The 12530-nt window shown below is 41.4% G+C and carries 7 protein-coding genes; all 7 read left to right on the top strand.

The features are described from left to right. The first annotated feature begins 152 nt into the window (after window positions 1-152). A complete protein-coding gene (locus FXV77_RS15820) occupies window positions 153-701 on the top strand; it encodes an RNA polymerase sigma factor (RefSeq protein ID WP_148920206.1) in 549 nt (182 codons plus the stop codon). Then, the gene (locus FXV77_RS15815; RefSeq protein ID WP_148920205.1) at window positions 691-1332 is read left to right on the top strand and encodes a hypothetical protein; all 642 of its coding nucleotides are present in this window, start codon (window positions 691-693) and stop codon (window positions 1330-1332) included. Before FXV77_RS15820 ends, FXV77_RS15815 begins: the two co-directional genes overlap by 11 nt. 111 nt (window positions 1333-1443) lie before the next feature. Then, window positions 1444-5442 carry a hybrid sensor histidine kinase/response regulator transcription factor gene (locus FXV77_RS15810; RefSeq protein ID WP_187444157.1) on the top strand — a complete coding sequence of 1333 codons (3999 nt, stop codon included), beginning with the start codon at window positions 1444-1446 and terminating at the stop codon, window positions 5440-5442. Between the two features lie 173 nt (window positions 5443-5615). Further along, complete coding sequence (locus FXV77_RS15805; protein ID WP_148920241.1) at window positions 5616-6926, top strand: IPT/TIG domain-containing protein; 1311 nt, start codon at window positions 5616-5618, stop codon at window positions 6924-6926. A 12-nt stretch (window positions 6927-6938) separates the two neighbouring features. Continuing rightward, window positions 6939-7886, top strand: coding sequence for a glycoside hydrolase family 43 protein (locus tag FXV77_RS15800; protein WP_148920203.1), 948 nt, complete (start codon window positions 6939-6941; stop codon window positions 7884-7886). A 43-nt stretch (window positions 7887-7929) separates the two neighbouring features. Then, window positions 7930-10944 (top strand): SusC/RagA family TonB-linked outer membrane protein, encoded by a 3015-nt coding sequence (locus tag FXV77_RS15795; RefSeq protein ID WP_148920202.1) that lies wholly within the window; start codon window positions 7930-7932, stop codon window positions 10942-10944. Window positions 10945-10961: 17 nt separating this feature from the next. Continuing rightward, window positions 10962-12524, top strand: coding sequence for a RagB/SusD family nutrient uptake outer membrane protein (locus FXV77_RS15790; RefSeq protein WP_148920201.1), 1563 nt, complete (start codon window positions 10962-10964; stop codon window positions 12522-12524). The last annotated feature ends 6 nt before the right edge of the window (window positions 12525-12530 follow it).

Below are 12530 nucleotides of genomic sequence, written 5' to 3'. Positions count from 1 at the left end.
GACTCATGGGCAATTTGGGGATAGGCTGTCTTATACTCGTCCTGATTCTGTGTCGTCGTCAGGTTCACGTAGTTTCGCTGATGATGTTATTTCTTTATAGTTTTCTTATGGAATTTACTATCTTTCAGCATCCTCTTAATGGACAATAGTGTATGGACGAAAAAGAACAACTCATATATTATAAGCAGACGGGCGATTTGCAGGCATTGGGGAAACTATATGCTCCCTATATGTCTTTGCTATACGGTGTGTGTTTTAAGTATTTTCAGGAGCAAGCGGCGAGTCAGGATGCGGTAATGCAGATCTTTGAACAACTGGTACATAAGCTCCGTGTACATGAGGTGGATAATTTTAAAAGCTGGCTGTATGTGTTTGCCCGAAATTATTGCTTGATGGAACTCCGAAAGCAGAAAGGCAAAATGTATGTGGATATCGAAGATAATATGTCTGAAAGCGAACAAAAGCTCGTGATGGAGGATGAAGGGAAATGGACAGAAGATGATTTCGATAAAGTACACGAATGTTTGGCATCCCTTTCCACGGATCAGGCAGTCTGTGTACGTCTGTTCTATCTGGAGCAAAAATGCTACAAGGATATTGCGGAAGAGACTGGATACGATTTGAATAAGGTGAAGAGCTATATCCAAAATGGGAAAAGAAACTTGAAAATTTGTATGGAGAGCGGGAAAAATGGAAAATAACTATCAACTGTCAAGAATACATAACTATATACACGGCTTAATGAGCCGGGAAGAGATGCACGCGTTGGAGCGGGAGGCGTTGGAAGATCCATTCTTGCAGGATGCGATTGATGGCTATAAAATGCAGCAAGGAGTTGATGTAAAATCGTTGAGCTTATTACAACAACGGCTTGAGCGGCGTATAGCGGAGCATGCTCAACGCAAAAATAAATTTTATTTTAGCTGGCAGCGTTTAGCAATAGGTATGGTGGGGGCGGTCATGTTTATCGCCGTCTGTACACTTCTGTTGATCCGCTATCTTCCTAATAGACAGAGCGCTAATGTAACGGAAGTGGAGCTGATGGATGATGACCTTACACAGACGGCTGTACATTCATTGCCTGGTGGTGATGCGCGCCCGGTAGATGGATGGAACGCATTTTCTGCATTTGTATCGGAGCATTATTCTGGTGTAAATATGGAAAAGCGGTTAGAGGTTCGCTTCAAAGTTGGACAATATGGGCTTCCTTATGATATACAGCCACAGGTAGCCAAGAAACAACCGATCTATGAAGAGATTATACAGGTTTTACAGAAAGGGCCTAAATGGGAAGGAAAAGAAGGGCATATTGAAATTGTATTTCCGGAGTAGGAGGCTCGAAAGATATCCATATTAGATAATATTCTCCATCCCTCTTTTATAAGATCTGCGATTAAAATTTCTGTTTTCTTGGATTTTCGCGATATTAGTGGCCTATCATCTATGCGCAGACAACCTATATTAAAAGCCGTTACCAAGTGGACCTGTTTATTCATCCATGTTATCTTTGTAGTCACGTCAGGGGTGTCTCAGACCACATCACCTTATTACTTCAAGAAGTTAGGTGTCGATAAAGGCTTATCACAAAATACCGTAAATGCGATACTACAAGATAGCCATGGGTTTATATGGTTTGGTACGAAAGACGGGTTAAATAGATATGACGGTATCTCCATTAAGGTATTTAAGAATACAAATGGGTTAGAAAACGGTTTTATAACTTGTCTTTTCGAAGATGCAGCGGGTAAAATATGGGTTGGAACAGATGTCAATCTCTACATATATGATCCGCAAAACGAGCAATTCGAGCGGTTTGTACAAGAAGCCCAAAATGGTCGTCTGATAAATCGGACGGTTCATAAAATAAGCGCTGGAAAAAACGGAATGATTATGATTTCTGTTGATGGAGCAGGCCTTTTTTGTTACGAAACAGGTACAAAAAAACTACATAATTATGATTTTGCAGACAAAGGTAGCGTTCGGGATTTTGAGATCGACGACCGTGGTATTGTGTGGATGGCACTTAATAGTGGCTTATATTTTACCAGAGATGATTTTCAAACAATCGAACCTTATCAACAGGAGAAACATACCTATAACCTAAGGGACGAAATCATTACGGCGATATATCTCGGAAATTCAAATAACATATACCTCGGCACCGAAAGCAACGGTATGCTAGAAATAAACCTGCATTCACAAGTCGTGCGCAAGGTATTGTTGGCCAGTCGTTCGTCTGAACCGATTTTCGTTAGGTGTATCTTTCCTTATACAGATAAAGAGCTATGGATAGGAACAGAGACGGGCATATACATATATAATACCGAAGCCCAAACCTGTAAGTATGTCGCCAATAAACTGTCTGACCCGTTTTCCATCTCGGATAATGCGATCTATTCATTGTACAAAGATCGAGAGGGTGGGATGTGGGTTGGCTCTTTCTTTGGTGGTGTTAATTACTATCCTAAGCAAACAACATTTTTCGAGAAGTTTTATCCAACAGACGATACGGAATCACTGAAGGGGCAACGCGTAAGAGAAATTTGTAAAGGGCGTGGCGATATCTTGTGGGTAGGAACAGAAGACGCAGGCTTATTCAAATTTGATCTATCTACGAAAGCGCTAAAACAATATGCGCCAAGTGCCCAATTTTCAAACATACATGGACTATGTATGGATGGTGATGAGCTTTGGATAGGGACGTTTTCAAAAGGGGTCCGCGTAATGAATACGGTAACAGGCCGGATAAAATCATATACCGCGGATGATTCTCCTACAACCATCCATGATAATTATATATTCTCGATCCTAAAAGCTTCATCAGGGCATATTTATCTCGGCACAGGACAGGGATTGATTAGATATGATAAGGATAGGGAAAGTTTTGAGCGAATTATAGAGCTAGGTAATAATCTAATATATGATATCAAAGAGGACTCCAAAGGCTTTTTATGGATAGCGACTTATGTAGATGGTGTTTTCAGGTATGATCCGAGACGTGAAAAATATGAACATTTTGAATATTCGGATAAGGAAGGTGCGCTTCCTTATAACAAAGTGTTGAGTATTTTCGAAGATAGCCGGAAACAGATCTGGTTGACAACCGAAGGTAGAGGCTTTTGTCGATTTGACCAGGAAAAGAAGACGTTCATTTCCTATACTACCCAACAAGGCTCACCGAGTGATGTCATTTATCAGATCGTCGAAGACGATTCGGGTTATTTTTGGATCACCACCAATAATGGTTTGGTAAAATTTCATCCTCAAAAAAATGACAGTAGAACCTTTACAGTTGCCAGCGGATTATTGAGTAATCAGTTTAATTATAAGTCGAGTTATAAAACAAGGCATGGAGATATTCTATTGGGATGTATAAACGGGATGATATCCTTTAACCCACGTAATTTTTCCCAAAATGAATACGTCCCGCCAATCCACATCACGGATTTTCTTTTGTTTAATAAGCCGGTCGCTATTGGTGTAACCGATTCACCTTTGGAGAAAAGTATTCTATTTTCTGATTCTATCGTCTTAAAACACGATCAAAATTATTTTTCTTTACGCGTCGCTGCTTTGAGTTTTCAAGCACCTGAGATCAATTCGTTGCAATACAAATTAGAAGGATTGGATGACGAATGGCATCATATCTATGAATCTCCTGTCATTAGCTATTCTAATTTAAATAGAGGCGACTATTTGTTAAGAATAAGAGGGGCGAATAACGACGGCGTATGGAATCCACAAGAGAAAACACTTTTTATGCGGATACTTCCTCCTTTTTATCTGACGACTGGGGCTTATATCGCTTACGGCATTTTTTTTATATTGGTATTATATATAGTGATAAGGTATTTAATAGAGCGTCAAAAAATAAGACAGAAAAGATTTGTTCAGGAACTGGAGCAGAATAAGGAACGGGAAATATACGACGCAAAAATACGATTCTTTACACAGATCACGCATGAGATACGAACGCCACTTAGCTTAATAAAAGGTCCGTTGGAATATATTCTTATGAAGAATGATATTGAAAAAGAAGAGACACGGGACGATCTTCATATCATGAAAAAGAATACCGACAGATTGTTGGATCTAACGGATCAACTATTGGATTTCAAAAAGGTAGAAAAAGAAGGGTTTCTTCTCCATTTGTCCCATCATCATATACCCAGTTTGCTCCGCGAAATATATCATCGATTTTCACCGATGATCAAACAAAATAAGCGTGTTTTTCTTTTAGAGATAAAGGATGAAGATTTCTATGCTTATATAGACCAGGAAGCATTTATAAAGATCATCAGCAATATGTTTAGTAACGCAATCAAGTATGCGGCATTAAACATCAAAGCAAGTCTGATTATCCATCAGCAAGACGATACATTTGAAGTGAGTGTAGAAAATGACGGTATTGTGGTGTCCAAGGAGCTTTATGATGAAGTATTTAAACCGTTCTCCAGGCTCCATCATCCGGAACAAACGCATATTTCCGGAGCGGGGATTGGTATGTCACTGGCGCGTTCCTTAGCAGAACTACATAATGGTACGCTGAATATGGTGGAGGATATAAAACTCAATCGGTTTTCACTGATTTTACCTAGATATCAGGAGAAAAGAATCGTCATAGCCGATAATCCTGATGACACCAATTATAATACGGCTATTATTAAAAATAACTATCCTTCTTCTGAGAAATCTTATACCATATTGATCGTAGAAGATAGTGCAGATATGCAGCATTTTATTATAAAAATATTGCCAGAGGAGTATAATAAGTTAGTCGCTGCCAATGGAGAGGAGGCGTTAGAAATATTAAAGAATAATTTCGTATCACTAATCATTAGTGATATCATGATGTCATTGATGGACGGTATAGAACTATGCGAAAAGATTAAGTCTGATATTCATTATAGCCATATTCCTATTGTACTGTTAACAGCAAAAACAAATATACAGTCAAAGATAGAAGGTATGACGGTAGGGGCAGATGCTTATATCGAAAAGCCATTTTCTCCGGATTATCTATTGGCGGTAACGGCTAACCTTATTAACAGCAGAGAAAAACTCAAGGAGGCTTTTTTGAAAAATCCGGTCGTTACATCAAGTTCGATGGTCATCACCGAAACAGACAAAATATTCTTAAATAAACTTCGGGAGTCTATCCACCAAAATATGCAGCACGCAGATTTGAAGATGGAGGATATAGCTGAGATGCTGCATATGAGTCGGGCGAGTTTCTATAGAAAGATAAAAGGTGTTTTAGATATGTCGCCCAATGAATACCTAAAACTCGAGCGTTTGAAAATGGCGGCACAACTTATTCGGGAAAATAAATACCCTATAGGAGAGATTTGCTATATCGTTGGATTCAGTTCATCTTCTTATTTTTCCAAATGTTTCCAAGAACAATTCGGTACGCTGCCAAAAGATTATAAAAAAACCTAATTAATTAATAATCAGATTATTGTTTTTTTGTTGATTCAATTTTGATACAGGATTATCATTTATTGAGACCTTTTTGGTATTAATAAATGCTGTCTTAGCATACTTTTGTTGGAAAGAACAGCTAACCGTCGTTCTTACAGTAAATCGTTAACAATATAAATCTAGTAACTACAATGAAAACCATTCGTAAAAAAAACACCTATAGGGCTACGGCATTGATCATGTCACTCTTTGGGTTCAGTTTTGTAGGATGTAGTGACTCCGAAAAAGAACCTATTCTAGGAGAGCCAACGTTTGAGAGTTATTCGCCAGAAACAGGAAAAGGCGGAACAGAACTGATGATTAAAGGTGCTAATTTCGGAAATAGCGTAGCTGATGCAAAAGTCTGGGTCAATGATATACCAGCAGAAGTTATCAGTGTAACGCCTACGCGTATTTATGCACTTGTTCCAAATGCTGCAGGAAGTGGCGCAGTCAAAATTGCTGTCAGGAATAAAGAATTCAGTTCAGATAGCAATTTTGATTATGAGTATGTCAGAAACGTATATACATATAGTGGTAGCGGAGCCGCAGTCTCTGTAGACGGAAGCTTGGCACAAGCTAGTTTCAGCAGGCCGTATTGGTTGACATACGACAAAAAGGATGACGCATTATTTGTTTTGGAAGAAGGACGGCGCATAAGACGTATCAAAGATGGAATGGTGGAAACCGTAGCTGCACTCTCGGGATCGATTAACAACCCGAGAAGTATCACGATGTCTGTCACATCAGACACCCTTTTTATCGGTAATGACAACGCTGGTAATCCCAATAATGTTTCTGTTGCTATGCTGACAAGAGATACTGATTTTAGGGTACAGCAGGATTATGTGCGATCAGCTCCATCCAATCACGTTAATTTCGCGGGTGTAAATCCCGTTGATGGTACACTTATTTTTTACTGCTGGCAAAGAAAACTCTACAAATGGAATAAGACAACCAAAAGTGCCACATTATTGTATGATCTGGCGACGGTACCTGGCATTGGTGGCGATTTCTATGCCAACTTTGGTTTTTCGCCGGATGCAAAAACAATGTATGTTGTGGCAAAATATCCCTTTATCGGAATACTTAGTGCGCAATATAATCCATCCACGAATGAGATTAGCGGTGGTTTTCAGCGTTTTGCAGGCACGGGTTCTTGGGGGCAATCCGATGGGCATGGTGTAAACGCAAGTTTTGATCAGCCGGCTCAGGTCACGGTAGATGCGCAAGGTCGGCTATACATAGCAGAGAAGTTTAACCACTGGATTCGTACAGTATCCCCTTCGGGAGAAGTATCGAGATATGCGGGCGACGGAGGGCCAGGAAACCAAGGTTTTGCGAATGGAAATGGCGCAAGTGCAAAATTTAATGAACCGGAAGGAATAGCTATTGATAAACATGGGAATATCTACATAGCTGATTTGGTGAACTCAAGAATTAGAATAATAAAAGACGAGTAATTTATAGACATAATGAAAAAACAAAATAGAGTTCTTTATCTGCTGTCGGTGATATTGTTATTATCGTGTGCTACGACGAACCGTTCAGGGGAAGATCAAAACGAAAAATTGGCACTGGCGGATCCTTATATTCTGTATCATGAAGATAGGTATTATGCCTACGGAACAAGTACTGATGAAGGATTCGAGGTGTATTACTCCGATAATTTAAATGAATGGAAACGACATTCGGATATGTTGTTAAAAAAAGAGGATTCATTTGGTGAAAAATGGTTTTGGGCACCGGAAGTATACTATAGGGAATCCAACGCTACATTCTACCTGTTTTATTCGGCCGAGGAGCACATCTGTGTCGCAACATCAGATTCACCTTTAGGGCCGTTCAAGCAACACGTCAAAAAACCGATGCGTACAGAAAAAGGAATAGATTCTTCGCTCTTTATAGACGATGACGGTACGCCCTACGTTTATTTTGTCCGCTTTACCAATGGCAATGTCATTTGGGTAGCGGAACTTGAAGATGATTGGGAAACGATCAAGGAAGAAACATTGACGATGTGTCTGGAAACTTCCGATGCCGGTTGGGAGACATCGCTGGGTAAAGTAAATGAAGGTGCATCGGTCATTAAAAAAGAAGGGATATACTATATGTTGTATTCGGCTAACGATTTTAGAAGCCAAGATTATGGTGTGGGATACGCTATGGCGACTTCGCCATTGGGGCCTTGGCGGAAACAGAGCGGTAATCCCATTCTGCAAAATCCTAAAAACGGATTGGTCGGCACCGGGCATGGGGCTTATTTTACTGATAAAATGGGGGATGAAAAATATGTATTCCATTCCCATTACGACCAACAAAAAGTAGCCCCTCGTCTACTGCATATTGTCGATATGAAGATTGGTGATCAGACGGTTACAGTAAACGAAAACACGATACGAAGTCCGATAAAAGTTAAGTAGGAAAAGTATAAGAAACTAAAAAAATGATATAAAACATATAATTATGATAAGGATATTTTTATTACTCATACTGGCCACTAGCACCATGATGACACATGGACAGCAGGTAACCACGCAAGGGCGCGTCGTTGATGGGGATCGGCAGGGTGTTTCCGAGGTGACTGTCCAGGTAAAAGGTAAACAGGAGGCTACCTATACAGACCAGGGAGGTTTTTTTACCCTCGCGCTAACGTCTGGAGATACCATCACATTCTCAAAAATCGGCAGGCTTGCACAAGAAGTCGTGTTTACAGGACAGACCTCTATTGAGGTGATTATGCCAGAAGATGGGCGAGCGTTGGATGAAGTGGTCGTCATCGGTTATCAGACTGTCAGAAAAGCGGATCTGACCGGGGCGGTTTCGGTGTTCAAGCCCGATGAAATGAAAAATACGACCGTTACCGGAACGGTAGGCGATGCATTGGTGACTGTTCCGGGTGTCAATGTACGCACAGCCGGTGCTCCAGGGCAGGAAGGAAAGGTCGAAATTAGAGGAACTGGGACATTTGGGAACAGCAACCCACTGTATGTTGTCGATGGTGTCATATCCGGTGCAAACAGGGATTTTAACTTCAATGATATTGAAAGTATCCAGGTGCTAAAAGACGCTTCTGCCGCAGCGATTTATGGTTCCAGAGCGGGAAATGGAGTCATTATCATTACGACCAAGCAAGGAGCAGAAGGAAAGATGAAAATCGATCTTTCTTCCCGGCGTAGTTTGCAATGGCTACCAAAATATAATTTAACTGACCGAACGCAATGGATTAAGTTGAATGATCTGGCTTTTATGAATGCGATCGCAGATGGAAATCCCAACCTCAACGGATTGGCCAATCATTTTGGCGCAGATACCGATTGGCAAGATGAAGTCTTTAAAACGGGTGTCGTGGACGATCACAATGTTTCTTTTTCCGGAGGGGGACGTGACAATCGCTATTTTATTTCGGGAAATTACCAATCCAATTCCGGAACGGTGATCGGTACACAGAGTGAACGCTATACACTTCGCTCCAATGCTTCTGCAAGCCGCGATTTTGGTCAAAACGTTAAATTTACTATAGGAGAGAATATTGTCTTGAGTCATTATGCCATCGATCAAATGGATACGAATCCGATTATTGACGTGTACCGGATGCTACCGACCATACCCATCTATGACCCTGCAAATCATGGTGGCTATGGATACGGCAACGGTGCTTATGACATCACATTTGGGACTAATCCCTTTGCCAAAGAGGATTTCACAGATACCAGAAACCGTAACTTGAGGATCAGGGGAAATGCTTTTACATCGTTGGATTTATTCGACCTGTTCAAGTATAAGTTTAGCTTTGGTTTTGATTTTAGTAATGATAACCACCGATACCTCCGAAAGGTAGGCTCTTGGCAAGTCAACCAGCCGATTGATCCTTCGACCTTAACACGGAACCAAGCCCAATTTAGGGAGTTTGTTTTTGACCATACGTTGGAATTTTATAAACAGTTTGGCAAACACACTATAAATTCGGTCGTGGGTGCCAGCTACCAACCGTATACGTATGAACAGGTTTGGGGGGCAAAAAACGACGTGTTAGTGAATAGCCAGACCGGAAGCTATTTTGAACATTTGGATGCTGTTTTGAGGGACGCCAGGACAGGTGGTTATCAAAACTTGGCGAAGTTGTTCTCGGTATTCGGTCGGCTCAATTACAATTATGCCGACAAATATCTACTGAGTGCCACCATACGCAGAGATGAATCTTCCCGTTTCGCCCCACAGTATAACGTAGGCTATTTCCCCTCGGTGTCGGCGGGTTGGCGTATCAGTCAAGAATCATTTTTTGACGTGTCGTGGGTGGATGATTTGAAGATAAGGGCGAATTACGGTATCCTCGGAACGTCGAATATCGGATTTTGGGACTGGGTTGCCTTGATCAATTCCTTTCCGCAGGCATCTTTTGGCGATAATACAACAACTGTCCCCGGTATGACACAAGTGCAATTATCCAACGTCGACCTGAAATGGGAGAGGTTATCACAGATGAACGCGGGATTTGATGCGACGTTCTTAAGGAATCGTTTTAATGTCACATTTGAGTATTTCGAGAAGACGACAAAGGACGTGTTGACACCGATGCAGATTTTGCGATCTACTGGAAATAATGGCGGAAACCCGTTTGTCAATGCTGCGACCTTGGAAAATAGAGGGGTTGAGTTGGCACTAAGCTGGAAAGATAAAGTTGGTAGCGATTTTCATTATGGTCTGGACGTCAATGGCTCTTATTTGAAAAACAAGATTATCGAATTAGGCTACGGCCGATCGGAATTTAACCAGTGGAATACCAAATCTGTTGTCGGTCATCCAATCGGAGAGTGGTATCTGATTAAAACCGACGGATTGTTTCGTTCGATGGAAGAGGTTATGTCTCATCGGAACAGCGAAGGTGCGCTGATTCAACCAAATGCCAAGCCGGGAGATATAAGGTATATCGACTATAACGGCGATGGGCAAATTACAGATGCAGACAGACAATATCTTGGATCGACGATTCCCAAGTATTATCTCGGCATGAACATGTCTTTTGAATACAAAGGTGTTGATCTGCAAATTCAGTCTACAGGTGCCTTTGGATACATGGCTTATAATGGTCCGAGATCTGGATTTGACCGATATGATGACAATTCTAATTACCGGGCTGATTACGACCCTTGGACTCCAGAAAATCCACAGGGAAAAGATCCAAGACCGATTTTTGCAGACTCCAGAAATGCGCGCCCCGATCAAGATAGATGGTTGGAAAATGGTAATTATTTCCGCATTAAACAGATTGCGATAGGCTACAACCTGCCCAAATCTTTGTTGGGTCAGCATATTAGAGCAGCAAGGGTATATGTCAATGCACAGAACTTGGTCACCTTTACCTCCTACGAAGGATTGGATCCAGAGTTTTTGAATACGAATATATGGGACAGATCGTATGATGGAGGCGCATTTCCTAATCCAAGAGGATTTACGTTTGGTGCACAGTTGTCATTCTAAATTTAAAGTATGTTATCATGAAAAAGTTATTTTATATCATCTTCAGTATAAGTGTATTTGCCGCCTGTAAGGTGGAGGTAGAAAATCCCAATTCACTTACTCAGGAAAGTTTCTGGAATACAGAATTAGATGCCGAGTATGGGGTGAACGCGATATACAACATGTTTTACAAACCGGGGACTTATGCGAGATGGATGTGGTTTAGGTTTGACCTTACGTCGGACGAAGGTTTTAGCCAAAGCCCTTGGGCAGAACTGCGCGAGTGGACCCAATTTACCTATAATAACTACAATTTTGGTGAAGGTAATGCCATGACATATGCAGAATGCTATCAGGCTATTTTCAGGGCGAATCAAGTCCTGTTCTACGTCCCCGGTATTACGTTTGAAGATGAAACAAAAAAATCTCATCTTCTCGGACAGGCTTATTTTCTGCGAGGACTCTATTATTACAATTTAGCCGTATTATGGGGCAGTGAGAATAAGAGTGTTCCCATCGTATTGGAACCTTCGGAACCCGGTATGCAGCCGGAGGGACATACCGAAGACGAAGTCTACCAGCAGGCTATCAACGATCTTACGGAAGCGCAAAACATGCTTCCAGAGTTGTGGACTGGTCAAGATAAAGGCAGGGCTACCAAAGGCGCGGCATTAGCCCTTCGGGCAAAATGCTATATGCAGTTACATCAGTGGCAAGAAGCACAGACCGATCTACATTGGCTTGTAGAAGGAGATGGAAAGACGTATTATGATTTGGTGTCTAATTATGCAGATAATTTTACACCAAACTCGGAAAATAATATAGAATCGGTGTTTGAGATACAATATTCAGATGTGAACAAGGCTCCCGCTGGAGACGGAGTCAATGACATTGACCCTAATTTAGGTCTTCATCGAGGACAATTTTTTGCACCTCCAGGTATCGGATGGAATGATGGTGAGCTACGTCCCTGGATCGTTACAGAGCTTAAAAGAGAACGCAACCTCGCCAATGGGTTTGATATTCGTTTAAAATATACCGCCTTTTATCAAGGTATGGAAAATGATTTTTCCGATAACAGCCGTATTTATAACCTGACTAGTAATAACGCGCTTTGGCAACAAGGGAATTGGCAGGGAAGAGTTTTCTTCCGTAAATATTCTTCTACTGATCGGGGTTTTGATGATTATTATAATCCGACCAATGTCAGGCTGATTCGCTTTGCTGACGTTTTGTTGATGTATGCGGAATGCATGGTGGAATCGGGAGGGGCATTATCCGATGCCGTGGCATATGTAGACCGGGTAAGAGCCCGGGCCAATATGCCGGCGCTGTCCGTTAACCATTTTGTCACGACAACTGATCGCGCACGTTTTCTCAAACGCCTACAGACGGAACGCGTATTGGAATTGGCAAGTGAAGGACACCGCTGGGCAGATATCAAGCGGTGGGGTTTGCTGGATACACAAAGTGGAGTGGACGAGTTAAAGCAACGGGATGTTGATTTCAACAATTTTGTAATCGGGCGGAATCGTAGTTTGCCCATCCCGTCTGATGATGTCAACAACAACCCGAATGTGGAACAAAACCCGAGATATTAATACTAA

Source organism: Sphingobacterium phlebotomi, from assembly GCF_008180195.1.
Taxonomy (GTDB): Bacteria; Bacteroidota; Bacteroidia; order Sphingobacteriales; family Sphingobacteriaceae; genus Sphingobacterium; species Sphingobacterium phlebotomi.
This window is presented reverse-complemented; position numbering and strand designations above follow the sequence as displayed.